The sequence below is a fragment of the Leisingera sp. UBA4491 genome (genome assembly GCF_002388965.1).
GTDB classification, from domain to species: Bacteria; Pseudomonadota; Alphaproteobacteria; order Rhodobacterales; family Rhodobacteraceae; genus Leisingera; species Leisingera aquaemixtae.
Genome location: NZ_DGNN01000005.1, coordinates 102,118 through 118,376, shown reverse-complemented (window position 1 = coordinate 118,376; position 16,259 = coordinate 102,118). Strand labels below are relative to the sequence as shown.

The 16,259-nt window shown below is 65.3% G+C and carries 13 protein-coding genes; 11 read left to right on the top strand and 2 right to left on the bottom strand.

The features are described 5' to 3' along the window. Nucleotides 1-185: 185 nt before the first annotated feature. Nucleotides 186-1,073, bottom strand: a complete 888-nt coding sequence (locus B2P87_RS02035) for a LysR family transcriptional regulator (RefSeq protein ID WP_141890934.1) — start codon at nt 1,071-1,073, stop codon at nt 186-188. Between the two features lie 105 nt (nt 1,074-1,178). Between B2P87_RS02035 and B2P87_RS02030 the strand changes: the two genes are divergently transcribed. From B2P87_RS02030 to B2P87_RS01980, 11 genes are all read left to right on the top strand, one after another. Beyond that, a complete protein-coding gene (locus tag B2P87_RS02030; RefSeq protein ID WP_141890933.1) occupies nt 1,179-2,624 on the top strand; it encodes an aldehyde dehydrogenase family protein in 1,446 nt (481 codons plus the stop codon). A gap of 114 nt (nt 2,625-2,738) precedes the next feature. Beyond that, on the top strand, nt 2,739-3,722 hold the full coding sequence (locus B2P87_RS02025; protein ID WP_141890932.1) for a membrane dipeptidase: 984 nt from the start codon (nt 2,739-2,741) through the stop codon (nt 3,720-3,722). 3 nt (nt 3,723-3,725) lie between these two features. After that, nucleotides 3,726-5,414: a hypothetical protein gene (locus B2P87_RS02020; protein ID WP_141890931.1), complete on the top strand. Its 1,689-nt coding sequence runs from the start codon at nt 3,726-3,728 to the stop codon at nt 5,412-5,414. After that, the gene (locus B2P87_RS02015) at nt 5,411-6,040 is read left to right on the top strand and encodes a DUF3726 domain-containing protein (RefSeq protein WP_141890930.1); all 630 of its coding nucleotides are present in this window, start codon (nt 5,411-5,413) and stop codon (nt 6,038-6,040) included. The genes B2P87_RS02020 and B2P87_RS02015 overlap by 4 nt, the downstream gene beginning before the upstream one ends. Nucleotides 6,041-6,052: 12 nt before the next feature. Then, entirely contained in the window at nt 6,053-7,063 is a 1,011-nt protein-coding gene (locus B2P87_RS02010; protein ID WP_141890929.1) for an Ldh family oxidoreductase, read from the top strand. A gap of 77 nt (nt 7,064-7,140) precedes the next feature. Further along, nucleotides 7,141-8,970, top strand: coding sequence for a BCCT family transporter (locus tag B2P87_RS02005; RefSeq protein ID WP_058286070.1), 1,830 nt, complete (start codon nt 7,141-7,143; stop codon nt 8,968-8,970). 283 nt (nt 8,971-9,253) lie between these two features. Then, a complete protein-coding gene (locus B2P87_RS02000) occupies nt 9,254-10,087 on the top strand; it encodes a cytochrome c oxidase subunit II (RefSeq protein ID WP_141890928.1) in 834 nt (277 codons plus the stop codon). 83 nt (nt 10,088-10,170) lie between these two features. Next, nucleotides 10,171-11,946, top strand: coding sequence for a cbb3-type cytochrome c oxidase subunit I (locus tag B2P87_RS01995; protein WP_141890927.1), 1,776 nt, complete (start codon nt 10,171-10,173; stop codon nt 11,944-11,946). Then, nucleotides 11,943-12,641, top strand: coding sequence for a cytochrome c oxidase subunit 3 (locus B2P87_RS01990; protein ID WP_141890926.1), 699 nt, complete (start codon nt 11,943-11,945; stop codon nt 12,639-12,641). The genes B2P87_RS01995 and B2P87_RS01990 overlap by 4 nt, the downstream gene beginning before the upstream one ends. A 13-nt stretch (nt 12,642-12,654) precedes the next feature. Next, the gene (locus tag B2P87_RS01985) at nt 12,655-13,371 is read left to right on the top strand and encodes a heme-copper oxidase subunit III family protein (protein ID WP_141890925.1); all 717 of its coding nucleotides are present in this window, start codon (nt 12,655-12,657) and stop codon (nt 13,369-13,371) included. Nucleotides 13,372-13,380: 9 nt separating this feature from the next. Then, on the top strand, nt 13,381-13,752 hold the full coding sequence (locus B2P87_RS01980; protein WP_141890924.1) for a cytochrome C oxidase subunit IV family protein: 372 nt from the start codon (nt 13,381-13,383) through the stop codon (nt 13,750-13,752). A gap of 166 nt (nt 13,753-13,918) precedes the next feature. On the opposite strand, the gene katG is transcribed toward B2P87_RS01980, so the two are convergent. Continuing rightward, nucleotides 13,919-16,126, bottom strand: coding sequence for a catalase/peroxidase HPI (katG, locus tag B2P87_RS01975; protein ID WP_141890923.1), 2,208 nt, complete (start codon nt 16,124-16,126; stop codon nt 13,919-13,921). Nucleotides 16,127-16,259 lie beyond the last annotated feature (133 nt).

The following is a 16,259-nucleotide window of genomic DNA, read 5'->3' as shown; positions in this document are numbered from 1 at the left end:
GCGACCGGGTGGCGGTGCTGTCGGGCGGGCGCCTGGTGGCATCGGGCACGCCGCAACAGGCCTTGACGCCGGACACGGTGTCGGAGGTGTTCGGGATCACGGCCCGGCAGGTCCGGGATGCCGGCGGCGGCGCGCCGCATCTGTCCTTTCACCTTGCCTGAACGGCGGCGGGCGCCGCCGCGCGGTTACTCCGGCTGATCCGGTGACAGGTCGCAGGACTGGATGAAGCTGCTGCATTCCTCGGTCAGGGCCGCAAACCGCGAGCGTTCGCGCTGGTAGAGGTAGACCTCCCGCTTGTCCGGCAAGTCAGCTATGGCGCGGAAGGCGGTGGTTTCCGGCATGAAGCGGGCCACGGTCTGCGGCAGCACGGTCACCCATTTGCCAGTCCGCACCATGGTAATCAGCGAATGGGTGTTGTGGATCGTCACATCGGCCGCGCTGCTGGCCTCGACAAAGCGCTCGTTGCGGATCAGGCCGCACAGGGCGTTGCGGACAAAACCGGCCCCGGTAACATCAGCGATCGCCGGCGGCTGTTCCTGCCGCAGCAGCGGGTGATCGGCAGAGCAGACCAGGCCAAACCTATCCTCGAACAGCGGCACCGCCTTGACTCCGTTGAGCGGATGATAGCCGGAGGCGATGCCGATATCCGCCTTGCCCTCGGCCAGGGCGTCCAGAACCTGCTGGGTGTCGGTGTCGCGCAGCTCTACCTTCAGGCCCGGGAAGCGGGCGGTCATATGCTCCAGCACCGCCGGGAATACCAGAGCGGCCACCGATGGCACCGACACGATGCGGATCAGGCCGTGGGTCGCCTCGGCTGCCATCTCGATGCTCTGCACCGTCTGGTCGAAGTGGCGCACCTGTTTCTGTGCCAGTTCAAAGACTTGCTCGCCCAGCGGCGACAGCTGGTTCTTGCGCTCGCCCTCAAACAGCTTCTTGCCCAGATGGTCCTCCATCTGCTTGAGGGTCATGGAAACCGCTGATTGGGTCCGGCCCAGCCGGTTTGCGGCCTCCGACAGGTTCCCGGTCTGCGCCACGGTGCAAAAGGCGCGCAGCATTTCGATCTTCAAGGCCATGACTTCAGAATTATTGAAATTGCGTTCAGTTTATTGAGTTTGACTGATGCTAGGGCGGAAGTCCATCCTGCTGCAAACCTGAAATTCAGCATCTGGGGCTTCTCCGTGACCAAACTGAACCTGATTGCCGGCGAATGGCTGGCTGGCGAAAGCGAAATCGAAAACCGCAACCCTTCGGATCTGAGCGATCTGGTCGGCATGTTTGCCCAGGCCAGCGCCGATCAGCTGGACGCCACTCTGGATCAGGCGCAGACCGCGCAGCGCGAATGGGCCGCCTACGGGCTGGAGCGCAAGCAGGCGGTGCTGACGAACATCGGCAATGAGCTGATGGCCCGCGCCGAGGAACTGGGCACGCTCTTGTCGCGCGAAGAAGGCAAGCCGCTGGCTGAGGGCAAAGGCGAAGTCTACCGGGCTGGCCAGTTCTTCACATATTACGCCGCCGAATGCCTGCGCCAGATCGGGGAAAACGCCGACTCCGTGCGCCCGGACATCGAGGTGGACGTGCGCCGCGAGGCGGTGGGTGTGGTCGCCATCATCTCCCCCTGGAATTTCCCGACCGCCACCGCTTCGTGGAAAATCGCGCCGGCGCTGTGCTACGGCAACGCCGTGGTCTGGAAGCCCGCGAACATCACCCCGGCTTCGGCGGTTGCCCTGACCGAGATCATCGCGCGCCAGGACATCCCCAAGGGCCTGTTCTCGCTGGTCATGGGCTCCGGCCGCTCCATTGGCCAGCGCCTGGTCGAAAGCCACAAGGTGAACGCGATCTCCTTCACCGGATCGGTGCCGGTGGGCAAGGGCATTGCCGCCGCCGCCATCCAGAACCTGACCAAGGTGCAGATGGAGATGGGCTCCAAGAACGCGCTGGCGGTGATGGACGACGCCGACCTGGATCTGGCCGTCACCCTGGCGCTGGGCGGCGCCTTTGGCGGCACCGGACAGAAATGCACCGCTTCCTCCCGGCTCGTGGTCCACGCGGCTGTTCATGATGCCTTTGTTGACAAGCTTGTCGCCGGGGCACAGGCCATGAAAGTGGGCCACGCGCTGGAAGCGGGCGTGCAGATGGGGCCGGTGGTCAGCGAGCAGCAGCTGAACGAGAACCTGGCTTATGTCGATACCGGCACATCCGAAGGCGCCGAACTGGCCTGCGGCGGCCAGCGTTTGGAAATGCCGCACGAGGGCTTCTACATGTCCCCGGGCGTCTTCCTGAACACCACAAACGATATGCGCATCAACCGCGAGGAGATGTTCGCGCCGCTGACCAGCGTGATCAAGGTGGGCAGCTATGACGAGGCGCTGGCGGTGGTCAACGACACCAACTTCGGCCTGACTTCTGGCATCGTGACACAGTCGCTGGCCCGTGCCACCCATTTCCGCCGCAACGCGCGCACCGGTGTGGTCACCGTCAACCTGCCGACCGCAGGCACCGACTACCACGTGCCGTTCGGCGGCCGCGGCGACAGCTCCTATGGCCCGCGCGAGCAGGGCAAGGCGGCGGCGGAGTTCTACACCGCCGTCAAGACCGCCTACATCAGCGCCGGCGAGCCGGTCTGATGCCCGTCAATCGCGCGGCCTGAACTTATCCGGCGACACGCCGGATGCAGCGCCCGTCCTGCCCCCCGCATTCACTTGGGACGGGCGCTGACCATTAATGAACGAGGTGCCTGAATGACCGGCTACCGTATCGACTGCCTGCAATATGCCAACTGGTCGGAAAAGATCTTCCGCCAGCTGCGCGAGGGCGGCGTGGACGCGATCCATGTCACGATTGCCTATCATGAGAACTTCCGCGAGACGGTTCTGAACTTCGAAAAGTGGAACCGCTGGTTCGAACAGTATCCGGACCTGATCATGAAGGGGCAGTGGGCCTCTGACATCGACAGGGCCCGCGAAACCGGCCGCACCGCGGTGTTCTTCGGCTTCCAGAACCCCTCGCCGATGGAGGACGATATCGGCCTGATCGAAATCCTGCACACGCTGGGCGCCCGTTTCATGCAGCTCACCTACAACAACCAGTCGCTGCTGGCGACCGGCTGTTACGAGGCCGAGGACACGGGCATCACCCGCATGGGCCGTCAGGTGATCAAGGAGATGAACCGGGTCGGCCTGGTCGTGGACATGAGCCATTCCGCCGACCGCTCCACCATCGAAGCGGCGGAGATCTCCACCCGCCCGATCGCCATCACCCATGCCAACCCGCATGAGTGGTCGCCGGCCCTGCGCAACAAGAAGGACGATGTGATCCGCGCGGTGACCGGCCATGGCGGCATGCTGGGCTTCTCGGTCTATCCGCACCACCTGAAGGACAAGTCTGCCTGCACCCTGCAAAGCTTTTGCGAAATGATTGCCCGCACTGCCGACAAATACGGCGCACAGCACCTCGGCATCGGCACCGATCTTTGCCAGGACCAGCCTGACAGCATCGTTGAATGGATGCGGGTCGGCCGCTGGACGAAAGAGATCGACTACGGCGAAGGATCAGCCGCCGCGCCGGGCTTCCCGGCAATGCCCGGCTGGTTCAAGGACAACCGCGACTTTGGAAACATCGAAGACGGCCTTCGCGCGACGGGCATGAACGATGACGAGGTCAGCGGCATCATGGGCGGGAACTGGTACCGGTTCTTCGCCGAAAACTTTGGCCCAAAGGGATAGGTCATGGAACCAACCGCGCAGACAACGATATCACGACGGGACCCGGCGCAGGTCATGCGCCTCAGCCGCCTCGGCTCCCTGCACCAGTGCCGCCTCAGCTTCATGCGGGTGCTGACACGGCGCATGGCCCGGGAAAACTGGAGCTTTGCGCGCCCGAAGTTTGATATTGATGCCAAGGGTGTCGGTGTGGCGGTCTATACCGCGACCGGCCCCGCGCGGACCTATTCCCTGATTGCCTTCGCCCACGACCTGCCGCCGGACATGCGCTCCGACCGGGTGATCGCCACCGCCTGGGACGCGACCTTTACCCTGTTCGACGGGGTGCCGACGGATGCGGATATCGAACGGCTTTCAAAGAACGTGCCGTATCAGGAGGCGGGCCGGGTCAACGAGAAATCCCTGTCTGTTTCCCGCGCCAACCGCTCGGTGCGCCTGTGGGCGCATTTCGTCGATGCGCTGTCGCAGGGCCGGCAGCCGGACCCGGCGCAGGTGGATGCCGTCGGCTACCTGATGCGCACCACCGCCGTCTACGGCTCCGGCAAGCTGGGCGCTGCCGACCGGGAGGCCATCGCGGACCGCCCCGAACTCAGCGCGCCGTTCCAGGCAGAGATGCTGTCGGTTTACCTGACCCGTGTCTTCGTCCGTGATCTGGTGGAGCATATGGCCCGTGCCAAGGGCGGCGAGAACGCCGTGCCGCTGGCGCCCGAAACCGCGCAGCGGCTGGGGATCGGCAACTCCACCGGCCTTGGCATGGCGCCCTACATCGTCAACCACCCGGTGCTGTTCAACAACTGGATCATGGCGCGGGAGGAGGCGATTGCCCGGGTGCGCTCGGTCGAAACCGCCACCGCGGAGGAAGCCGCCTGTTTTCGCCGGATGCTGCGGCGCAGCGAATTGTCGGCGGCGCGCTGGCATTCGGAGCACCCGGTGCAGATCGAAAAGCTGGCGAGCCTTCGCAAGGATCTTGAGGCCCTGGCGGCCTGGGTGGCGTCAGATGATCTGCGCAATGACCGCCCCTGGGACCGGCTGATCCGCTGGAGCGGGACAGCGCTGAGCCTGGAAGGGCAGGAACTGGCGGCCTCGCTGATCCTGGAACCCTATGCGGAGCTGGTGGACGGTCTGTCCGACTGCATGGCCGACGCCAACAAAGACGCCTTCATCATCAATGGCGCAATGCCGGTTTCGCAGGTCCGCAGCCTGCTGCAAGACAGCTTTGGCTGGGCACTGGATCTGGACTGGGCGGCCCGCGAAAACTGCGCCCGCGCCTGGTATGTCTCGGAAGAGAAGCTGGAGCCGCGCATGGGCGAACGCTTCGACGAGCCCATCGCCAATTACGAACAACCGCTGGCGCCGGCCCGTGACGCAGCCTTGGCCCATGCCGCGCTGGCCGGTTGGGAGGCCGAGGCGCCCGTCGCGGCCTTCCTGCTGCGCCACCCGGAACACCGCCACACCGTGCGCCGGGCGCAGATGAGCCAAGCCGCCCCCTACGGCGAAATCCGCAGCAACACCATCAGCGACCGGGTGCTGCCGGTCGACATGCTGCGGGCGAAACTGTCGTTCTTCGGCGCTACCCATTTCGACCCGCGCTCCGACCGCTGGGTGCGGATCTGCATGTATGCGGGCGCGCCTTACCCTGAGGACCTGACCACCGCCAACGCCGACCTGTGGGTATACCCGGAGGCAGACCAATGAGCTATGCGCTGAACGAAGTGGAAGCCACCGCCAAACGCGCCGCCCGCGGGGCGGGGTATGACTGGGGGCTGGCCGAGGAAGCCGCCAAGGCCACCCGCTGGCTGTGCGCGCAGGGGCTGGACGGCGCGGCGGTGCTGGCCCGGCTGCTGGAGGCCGGCTTTGCAGCTGAGCTGGAGGCTCACGTCCCGCAAGGCATCGAGGGTGACTGGCTGGCAGACGCGCCGCTCTGTCCGCTGGCAACCGGCGCGGCGCTGTCCGACTGCGCGGCGCGGCTGCGGGACATGCCAATGGCCATCGGCCCAGTTGCCCAGCCTGCGATGATCCTGCCCTTTGCCGCAACGGCCGCACGGCAGCTTGGCGCCTGCGTCACGGTTGCGGGCGAGGGCTTCCAGGCTGTCACCGACGGCGCCGCCCTGCACTGCGAAGGCACCCTGCCGGACGCGGCCGCCCGCCTGAGCATCTGCGCTGCGGGCAGCCTGGCAAACCCGAACCCCGGCCGCACCCGCGCCGAACCGGCGGAGGCGGCCTGGGCCGCGCTCAACCGCTTTGCCCATAAAACCTACGCTCCGGCCACCGAGGAGTCGCGCCTGCTGGGCGCCGGCGCCGGGCTGTCCGACAACGACTGAGAAGGCACTGAGATGACCGAAACCCGAACCCTGACCCTTGCCGAGATCGAGGACCTGTCGTTCCGCGCACTGGTGGCTGCAGGCACGTCAGAGGCGAATGCGCGGCCCTTGGCAGTTGCCACCGCAGCGACCGAGGCGGATGGGGTGGCCAGCCATGGCCTCGCCTATATCCCGATCTATGCCGAGCATGTGCAATGCGGCAAGGTGGACGGGCAGGCGGTGCCGGTTCTGTCCCGCCCGCGCCCCGGCGTCGTCGCGGTGGACGCGGCCACCGGCTTCGCCCATCCGGCCATCGACGCAGGCTTTGAAGCGCTGATCCCGGCAGCCCGCGAGCAGGGCATCGCAGTTCTGGCAATCCGCAACAGCTACAACTGCGGCGTGCTGGGCTACCACACCGCCCGCCTGGCCCGCGCCGGGCTGGTGGGCTTGGGCTTCACCAATGCGCCCGCCTCAATTGCGCCCTCGGGCGGCAGGAAGCCGGTGGTCGGCACCAACCCGTTCTCGGTTGCGGTGCCGGGCGAGGACGGCGAGCCGGAGCTGCTGATCGACCAAAGCGCCAGCACCATCGCCAAGAGCGAGGTGATGAAACACGCCCGCGAGGGCAAGGAGATTCCGCTGGGCTGGGCGCTGGATGCAGACGGCAACCCGACCACAGACCCGGACGCGGGCCTCAAGGGCTCGATGGCGCCTTCGGGCGGCTACAAGGGCGTCGGGGTGGCGCTGCTGACCGAGATCATGGCCGCCGCGCTGACCGGTGCCACGCTGGGCATCAATGCCTCGCCGTTCTCCGGCACCGCAGGCGGTCCGCCGAAAACCGGCCAGATGTTCATCGCAATCGACCCCGCAGCAACCTCGAATGACACATTTCGTGCCGGAATGGTCGGAATCGTGGGCGCGGTGCGGGCACAGCCTGGCGCACATCTGCCAGGCGACGGGCGCCGCGGCAAGCGGATCAAAGCCCGGGACCAAGGCGTCGCGGTCAGCGTGGCAACGCTGGACAGGATCAAAGCTCTGTTGGGCTGACGCCAATCCCCGGCGGGGCCGCACCCCGCCGGACATTCCGCACCCCGGTGCGGCACGTGCGAAACGGGAGGAAACGCATGTCAATTAAGCAACCTTTTACCGATTTGGAGATCAAGACCTCCAACGGCGGCTTCTACGAGGGGCACAGCGTCGAGATTGCCTTGCTCAGCAAGGGGATCATGGTCGCGCTGGTGCTCTGGGCCCTGGTGTGGCCGGCAAACGCCACCGGCGTGCTCGGCAGCCTGAACTGGCGTATTCTGGAGGACTTCAACGCCTTTTACATCATCATCGTCGGCTTCTTCGCCTTTTTCCTGTTTGTGGTCGCCGCGCTGCCGCAAACCGGTAAGCGGATCATGGGGGCCCCGGGCGAGCCGAAGGAATTCTCGGACTTTTCCTGGTTCTCGATGATGTTCGGCGCCGGTCTGGGCGTCGGCCTGATGGTGTTCGCCACCGCAGAGCCGCTGGGCCTGTGGGGGTCCAACCCGGTGGTGCTGTCGCAGGAGGTCGCAGCGAACAGCGAGGAGGCCATTCAGTCCGGCTTCCGCTACACCTTCCTGCATTACGGCTTCCATGCCTGGGCGATCTACGTGGTGACCGGCCTGTCGCTGGCCTACTACGCCTATACCCGCGGGATGCCGCTGACCATCCGCACCGCGCTGACGCCGCTGTTCGGCAAGCTGATGAACGGCTTCCTGGGCCACGTCGTTGACGTGCTGGGCGTTGTCGCCACCATCCTGGGCGTGTCCGTGACCATCGGCTTCGGCGTGTCGCAGTTCGTGGACGGCCTTTACGCGATCACCGGCATGGAATGGATGATGGACATGAGCGGCGACGCGCCTGCACCGGGCACCGTTGGCCTGCTGGCCGGCCTGTTCGCGATCATGGGGCTGTCGATCATCTCGGCAGTGTCCGGCGTCGGCCGCGGCGTGAAGTACCTGTCGAACCTGAACCTGGTCCTGTCGATCATCCTGCTGCTGGTCTTCGTGGTCTTCGGCTCCTTCGTGTTCGCCATGAGCACCTACGCGTCGGCCATTGTGGACTACATCCTGAACTTCACGGCGCTGAGCTTCGGTGCTTTCGGCCCGCAATCCGCGGCTGAGTTCTCGGCGGCGCTGCCGGCTGAGGCCGCCCCCTATGCCGATGCGCTGCGCGGCGGTGCCACCAACGCCTGGGGCTCCTTCGAAGGCTTCAAGTCCGGTCTGGAGGGCGAAGCCGCTGCCCTGTCCGACGACGTGCTGTCGGCGGCCTATGCCGCGGGCGAGCCGCAGCGCCAGTTCGGCTGGCAGGCTGGCTGGACCACCTTCTACTGGGCCTGGTGGATCGCGTTCTCGCCCTTCGTGGGCCTGTTCCTGGCGCGCATTTCCCGCGGCCGCTCGGTGCGTGAATTCATCGTCGGCTGCGTGCTCGCCCCGGCGCTGGTCTGCTTTGCCTGGATGACCATCCTGGGCGGCACCGCCATCGACCTGGAACTGAACGGCGCGGCCGAAGGTGCGATCATCGGCGCCTCGAACACCGCCAAGCTGTTCGTGACCCTGCAAAGCATGATCGACGGCGGCCTGCTGTCCGGCATCACCATCATGTGCGTGGTGCTGATCATGACCTTCCTGGTCACTTCGGCGGACTCCGGCATTCTGGTGATGAACACCATCATGTCCGGCGGCGACCAGAACATCGGCAACAAGCACAAGATCGTCTGGGGCCTGATCCTGACCGCCGTGATCGGCACCCTGCTGTTTGCAGGCAAGCAGAACGGCGGAGCGGATCCGATGGAAGCGCTGAAAAGCGCGATGATCATCGGTGCGCTGCCGTTCACCATGGTGATGGGCCTGATGTGCATCTCGCTGGCCAAGGCGCTGTTCCGCGACGGCCAGCGCGAAAAGGCCGCAGAGCGCGCACCTGCCGAATAAGCACGCCAGCCGTCCTTGCGGGCGGTGCCGGGGCCGGGGGGAACATTCCCTCCGGCCCCTTACTGTTTGCGGACATCTGACAGCAGCGGTGCTGCCCTCCGGAGGCGGCCGCGTCCGGTTCGTTTGGCAAATTGCGTGAAAACGGAAAGTTTTTAGCGTCAGGGGCGCAAAATCTTCCGTTTCTGGATTAATTTGTGAAACCGGCGTATACTGCCTTCTCTTACCGATTGAACCTGCCTTTTCGGCCTTGGATGTGTCCGGGGAGCGGGGGAAAGGGGGCGGGATGCTGATTGCGGTCGTGCTTGTGCTGATCGTGGCGGGGTCCGTTGCGTTCCATCTGTACAGCCCGTGGTGGTGGACGCCGATCGCGTCGAACTGGGACTATATCGACAACACGCTGGTAATAATCTTCTGGATCACTGGTGCGGTGTTCGCCGCGGTGGTGCTGTTCACGGCCTATTGCGTGTGGAAATTCCGGCACCGTCCGGGCCACAAGGCTGAGTTCGATCCGGAAAACAAGCGGCTTGAGTGGTGGCTGACAGCAGTGACTGCCGTTGGCGTGGCTGCGATGCTGGTGCCGGGGCTGTTCGTGTGGAAGCAGTTCGTCACCGTGCCCGGGAACGCCAGCGAGTTGGAGGTCTTCGGCCAGCAGTGGAACTGGGCCTACCGGCTGCCCGGCGCCGACGGCGTGCTAGGCACCGCGGACGCGGAATGGGTGAGCGGCGAAAACCCCCTGGGCGTCAACCCGCATGACCGGTTCGGCAAGGATGACCTCATCATCGAGGGCGGCGAGGTCTATCTGCCGGTGGATCAGCCGGTCAAGCTGCTGCTGCGCTCCATCGACGTCTTGCACAATTTCTACGTGCCCGAGTTTCGCGCCAAGATGGACATGGTGCCGGGCATGGTCACCTACATCTGGTTCACCCCGACCCGCACCGGCAATTTCGAGGCGCTTTGCGCCGAATACTGCGGCACCGCACATCCCTTCATGCGCGGTTTCGTGACCGTGGTGGAGGCCGCGGAATACCAGGAATGGCTGCAGGAGCAGCTGACCTTTGAAGACTACGCGGGCGCGGCTCCCGGAGCCGGGGCCGAAACGAGGCTCGCAAGACGCTAAGGGCAGCGTCCTCCCGCGGGGAGGGCCGGGCGCTGCCCGGCCGAAAGGCCGGCCGGTACACCGGATTTGGATGGAGGCCTGTAATGACCGACTACCTGCCTGACCACGACAGCACTTTGCCGCCGCGCGAAGTTGCCGATGTGATGCCGCCGCATGCGCACAGCTGGATCGGCAAGTACGTCTTCTCGCAGGACGCCAAATACATCGCCATCCAGTATTCCGGCACCGCCGCGGCCATCGGCCTGGTGGCGCTGGTGCTGTCCTGGCTGATGCGGCTGCAACTGGGCTTTCCGGGGCTGTTCGACTTCATCACACCCGAGGCCTATTACCAGTTCGTCACCATGCACGGGATGATCATGGTGATCTATCTGCTGACCGCGATCTTCCTCGGCGGTTTCGGCAATTACCTGATCCCGCTGATGGTCGGCGCCCGCGACATGGTGTTTCCCTTCGTCAATATGCTCAGCTACTGGATCTACCTGCTGGCGGTGCTGGTGCTGGTGGCGAGCTTCTTTGTTCCCGGCGGGCCGACCGGCGCGGGCTGGACGCTGTACCCGCCGCAGGCGGTGCTGTCGGGCACGCCGGGCGGCGCGCAAAGCGGCATCATCCTGATGCTGGTCTCGCTCATTCTGTTCATCATCGGCTTTACCATGGGCGGTTTGAACTATGCCGTCACCGTGCTGCAGGCCCGCACCCGCGGCATGACCATGATGCGGCTCCCGCTGACCGTCTGGGGCATCTTCACCGCCACGGTGATGGCGCTGCTGGCGTTCCCGGCGCTGTTCGTGGCCTGCGTGATGATGCTGTTCGACCGGCTCCTGGGCACCTCGTTCTTCATGCCGGCGCTGGTGGAGCTGGGCGAGAAGCTGAGCTACGGCGGCGGCAGCCCGATTGCCTTCCAGCACCTGTTCTGGTTCTTCGGCCATCCGGAGGTATATATCGTGGCGCTGCCCGCCTTCGGCATCGTCTCCGACCTGATCGCGGTCCATGCGCGCAAGAATGTCTTCGGCTACCGGATGATGGTCTGGGCCATCGTCATCATCGGCGCGCTCAGCTTCATCGTCTGGGCGCACCACATGTATGTCTCGGGCATGCATCCGTGGTTCGGCTTCTTCTTCGCCACCACCACGCTGATCATCGCGATCCCGACCGCGATCAAGGTCTATAACTGGATCCTGACCCTGTGGAAGGGCGACATCCACCTGACCCTGCCGATGCTGTTTGCGCTGGGCTTCATCGTGACCTTCGTGAACGGCGGGCTCACGGGGCTGTTCCTGGGCAACGTGGTGGTCGATGTGCCGCTCAGCGACACCATGTTCGTGGTGGCGCATTTCCACATGGTGATGGGGGTGGCGCCGATCATGGTGATCTTCGGCGCGATCTACCATTGGTATCCCAAGATCACCGGACGGATGCTGAATGAGGCGATGGGCCAGATCCACTTCTGGGTCACCTTCATCGGGGCCTATGCGGTGTTCTTCCCGATGCACTATGTCGGCCTCGTCGGCGTGCCGCGCCGCTATTTCGAGATCGGCGAGCCGGCCTTCCTGACCGCGCCGGTGGACGGGCTCAATGCCTTCATCTCCTCCGCCGCGCTGATTGTCGGCGCGGTGCAGGTGCTGTTCCTGTTCAACATCTTCTGGAGCCTGCGCCATGGGCTTGCGGCGGGCGGCAACCCCTGGCGCGCCACCTCGCTGGAGTGGCAGACGCCGGAAACGCCGCCGCGGCATGGCAACTGGGGGGATGACCTGCCCAACGTCTACCGCTGGGCCTATGACTACAGCGTGCCCGGCGCGGCGGAGGATTATGTCGCCCAGAACGATCCCTGGGTGCCGGACAGCGGGGGGAGGCGGCTGTGACGGTCATCCTGGCCTTCCTGGCGCTGGTCGCCCTGGCCGCCGGGCTGTGGCTGTCGCAGCAGCGGCTCGCCTCCAAGCCCTGGCTGGAAACCGGCATTGCCCCCTTGGCGGGCCATGGCCCGGGGCGCGCGCCGGGCTTCATCTTCATCGCCGTCTTCCTCGCCGTGGCCGGCGGGCTGTTTGCGATGCTTGGCAGTGCTTTTGTCATGCAGATCGACGAGACGCCGTGGGAACTGGTGCCGCTGCCCGGCCGGGTCTGGCTCAATACGGCGCTGCTGCTGCTGGCCAGCCTGTTCATGCAGTTCGTGGTGATCTCCGCGCGGGCGGGCACCACGCGCTGGCTGCGCGCCAGCCTGATTGCCGCCAGCATCGCCACGCTCGCCTTTCTGGCCGGGCAGGCGCAGGTGTGGATCGCGCTGACCGCAGACGGCTACCCGCTGGACGGTCCCCCTGCGGCCAGCTTTTTCTACCTGATCACCGGCCTGCACGGGCTGCATGTGCTGGGCGGCATCATCGCGCTGGCGGCCATCTGCCTGCGCCACGCCGGCGGCGGGGACGTCAAGGCGCTGCTGCCGGGGGTGCGGCTCTGCGCGCTTTACTGGCACGGGCTGCTGGCGTTCTGGCTGATGCTGTTTGCATTGCTGCAGGGCTGGGGCAACGCCTTTCTGGCGCTGTGCCGCGCCGCCGTGACTTGAGGGAGGGAGACTGATGGACCATCCGCTGCAAGGCCAGGACCAGACGCTGCTGCAACAGGGGCACAGCGGTTTCGCCGCCGACTGGAGCTCGGACCAGCGGGTGTTCAAGAAGGTCTCCTGGGGCAAGGCGATGATGTGGATCCTGCTGCTCAGCGACACATTTATCTTTGCCTGCTTCCTGGTCGCCTACCTGACCGCCCGCAGCTCCACCACCGCCGAATGGCCCAACGCCAGCGAGGTTTTTGCCCTGCATATCGGCGGCCAGGACCTGCCGCTGATCCTGATTGCCATCATGACTTTCGTGCTGATTTCCTCCTCCGGCACGATGGCGATGGCGGTGAACTGCGCCTACCGCAAGGCGCGCAAGGCGACCGCCGCGCTGATGCTGGCGACCGCCGCGCTGGGCGCGTGTTTCGTGGGGATGCAGGCGTTTGAATGGTCCAAGCTGATTTCCGAGGGCGTGCGCCCCTGGGGCAACCCCTGGGGGGCAGAGCAGTTCGGCGCCAGCTTCTTCATGATCACCGGCTTTCACGGCACCCATGTGACCATCGGTGTGATCTTCCTGATCATCGTTGCCCTCAAGGTCTGGCGGGGCGACTTCGACCGGGACCAGCGCAGCTGGATGTCGGCTGGCAACGGCGATTACGAGGCGGTCGAGATCATGGGGCTGTACTGGCACTTCGTCGACCTGGTCTGGGTCTTCATCTTTGCATTCTTCTATCTGTGGTAGGGGGCCGCCATGACAGACACACCGCACGCAATGGACACCCGGCATGTGGCGCATGACGAGGGGCAGCAGCATCCGATCAAGCTTTACTTCGTGGTCTGGGTCTTGCTGTTCATCCTCAGCGCCGGCTCGTACTGGGTGGATTACGCACAGCTGCAGGGGCTCTTGCGCTGGAGCCTGATCCTGATCTTCATGGTGCTGAAGGCGGGGCTGATCATCGCCGTCTTCATGCATATGGCCTGGGAGCGGCTGGCGCTGATCTACGCGATCCTGCTGCCGCCGCTGGCGCTGATCGGGCTGCTGGCGATTCTGATCATCGAGTCGGAGTACACCGCCGGCACCCGGGTGATTGAACTTGGGCAGGGGGCAGGGGCGCCTGAGTAACGACCGTTCCGCCCGGCCGTAGGCCGGGCAGCGCCCGACCCTCCCCACGGGAGGGCGCTTCACGCCCACCCAGGGTCAGGCGCTGCCCTCAGTGTTGTTCCTAGGCCGTGCAATGAGAAAGGCGCCCCGGTTTCCCGGAGCGCCCTGTTTGCGCGATGGGCCGTGTTTACGCCGCCAGATCAAACCGGTCTGCGTTCATCACCTTGGCCCAGGCCGCAACAAAGTCCTGCACAAACGCATCCTTGAAGTCATCCTGCGCATAGACCTCGGCCAGCGCCCGCAGCTGCGAGTTGGAGCCGAACACCAGATCGGCGCGGGTGGCGGTCCATTTCACTTCGCCGCTGGCACGGTCACGGCCCTCATAGGTGCCGTCGCCGGCCGGCTTCCACTGCACGCTCATGTCCAGGATATTAGTGAAGAAATCGGTGCTCAGCGTGCCGGCCCGGTCCGTGAACACCCCATGCGCCGCGCCGCCGTGGTTGGCCCCCAGCACCCGCAGGCCGCCAATCAGCGCCGTCATCTCCGGCGCGCTGAGGGTCAGGAGCTGCGCCCGGTCCACCAGCATCTTCTCGGCCGGAATGCTGTAGTCCGCCTTCTGGTAGTTGCGGAAACCATCGGCCTCCGGCTCCAGCACGGCAAATCCTTCGATGTCGGTCTGCTCCTGGCTGGCATCCGTCCGGCCCGGAGTAAACGGCACCTCGACCGGATGGCCAGCGGCCTTGGCGGCCTCTTCCACCGCGGCGCCGCCCGCCAGCACGATCAGATCGGCCATCGAGATCTTCTTGCCGCCGGATGCGCTCCCGTTGAAATCGCTCTGGATGCCTTCCAGAACCTTCAGCACCTTTGCCAGCTTGTCAGGCTCGTTCACCTCCCAGGTCTTCTGCGGCTCCAGCCGGATGCGTGCGCCATTGGCGCCGCCGCGCATGTCGGAGCCGCGGAAGGTCGAGGCCGAGGCCCAGGCGGTGGAGACCAGTTCCGGCACCGTAAGCCCGGACGCCAGCACCTTGGCCTTGAGGTCTGCAACGTCATCCGTTTCCACCAGCGGGTGATCCACCGGCGGCACCGGATCCTGCCAGATCAGATCCTCGGCCGGGACTTCCTCGCCCAGATAGCGCGACTTGGGCCCCATGTCGCGGTGGCACAGCTTGAACCAGGCGCGGGCAAAGGCGTCGGCGAATTTCTCCGGGTTGGCGTGGAAATCGCGCGAGATCTTCTCATAGTCCGGATCCATCCGCATCGACATATCCGCGGTGGTCATCATCGGCGCATGCTTTTTGCTGGGGTCATGGGCATCCACCACCATATGCTCGGGCTTCACGTCCTGCGCCTGCCACTGGTTCGCACCGGCCGGGCTTTTGACCAGTTTCCACTCATAGCCGAACAGCACGTCGAAATACCCCATGTCCCAATGGGTCGGGTTGGGCTTCCAGGCCCCTTCAATGCCAGAGGTGGTGGTGTCAGCAGCGTTCCCGGTGCCGTGCGAATTCAGCCAGCCAAGCCCCATGTGCTCAATGTCCGCGCCTTCGGGCTCCGTGCTGACCAGTTCGGGATCGCCGGCGCCATGCGCCTTGCCGAAGGTGTGGCCGCCCGCCACCAGCGCCACGGTTTCCTCGTCATTCATGCCCATGCGGCTGAAAGTCTCGCGCACGTCCTTGCCCGAGGCGACCGGGTCCGGGTTGCCGTCCGGGCCTTCCGGGTTCACGTAGATCAGCCCCATCTGCACCGCGGCCAGCGGGTTGGCCAGGTCGCGCTCGCCGGAATAGCGGCTGTTGGGCTGGTCGCTGGTGGCCAGCCATTCGGTCTCCGCCCCCCAATAGACGTCTTCCTCCGGTTCCCACACATCCGCACGGCCGCCGCCAAAGCCGAACACCGGGCCGCCCATCGATTCAATGGCGCAGTTGCCCGCCAGGATCATCAGGTCCCCCCAGGAGATCTTGTTGCCGTACTTCTGCTTGATCGGCCACAGCAGGCGGCGCGCCTTGTCCAGGTTGCCATTGTCCGGCCAGCTGTTCAGCGGCGCAAAGCGCTGGCTGCCGGTGCCGCCGCCGCCGCGCCCGTCGGCGGTGCGGTAGGTGCCGGCACTGTGCCAGGCCATGCGGATGAACAGCGGCCCGTAATGGCCATAGTCCGCAGGCCACCAGTCCTGGCTGTCGGTCATCAGCGCGTGCAGGTCCTGCTTCACCGCCTTTAGGTCCAGCTTCTTGAATTCCTCGGCATAGTTGAAATCAGCCCCCATCGGGTTCGACGCAGGCGAATGCTGGTGCAGAACCTTCAGGTTCAAGAGGTTCGGCCACCAGTGCTTGTTGGTGGTGCCGCCGGTTGCGGCAGCGCCATGAAACACCGGGCATTTTCCTTGGGGAGTATTTCCGTCCATTTTTGTCTCCGATCGTGGCTGCAGTTGTTGACGCGCTACGCGACAGAAGCGCCCCGGGACCCGTTCTGCGGCTCCGGGCCAGCGCGCTGCCGCAGCCCCGCCATGAGGCTGCGCGCGCGGCAAAGCTGCTGCC

Coding starts and splice junctions, on each gene's coding strand:
- B2P87_RS02035 (WP_141890934.1), bottom strand. CDS start 1,073: ATGGCCTTGAAGATCGAAATGCTGCGCGCCTTTTGCACCGTGGCGCAG.
- B2P87_RS02025 (WP_141890932.1), top strand. CDS start 2,739: ATGACCGGCTACCGTATCGACTGCCTGCAATATGCCAACTGGTCGGAA.
- B2P87_RS02020 (WP_141890931.1), top strand. CDS start 3,726: ATGGAACCAACCGCGCAGACAACGATATCACGACGGGACCCGGCGCAG.
- B2P87_RS02015 (WP_141890930.1), top strand. CDS start 5,411: ATGAGCTATGCGCTGAACGAAGTGGAAGCCACCGCCAAACGCGCCGCC.
- B2P87_RS02010 (WP_141890929.1), top strand. CDS start 6,053: ATGACCGAAACCCGAACCCTGACCCTTGCCGAGATCGAGGACCTGTCG.
- B2P87_RS02005 (WP_058286070.1), top strand. CDS start 7,141: ATGTCAATTAAGCAACCTTTTACCGATTTGGAGATCAAGACCTCCAAC.
- B2P87_RS02000 (WP_141890928.1), top strand. CDS start 9,254: ATGCTGATTGCGGTCGTGCTTGTGCTGATCGTGGCGGGGTCCGTTGCG.
- B2P87_RS01995 (WP_141890927.1), top strand. CDS start 10,171: ATGACCGACTACCTGCCTGACCACGACAGCACTTTGCCGCCGCGCGAA.
- B2P87_RS01985 (WP_141890925.1), top strand. CDS start 12,655: ATGGACCATCCGCTGCAAGGCCAGGACCAGACGCTGCTGCAACAGGGG.
- B2P87_RS01980 (WP_141890924.1), top strand. CDS start 13,381: ATGACAGACACACCGCACGCAATGGACACCCGGCATGTGGCGCATGAC.
- katG (WP_141890923.1), bottom strand. CDS start 16,126: ATGGACGGAAATACTCCCCAAGGAAAATGCCCGGTGTTTCATGGCGCT.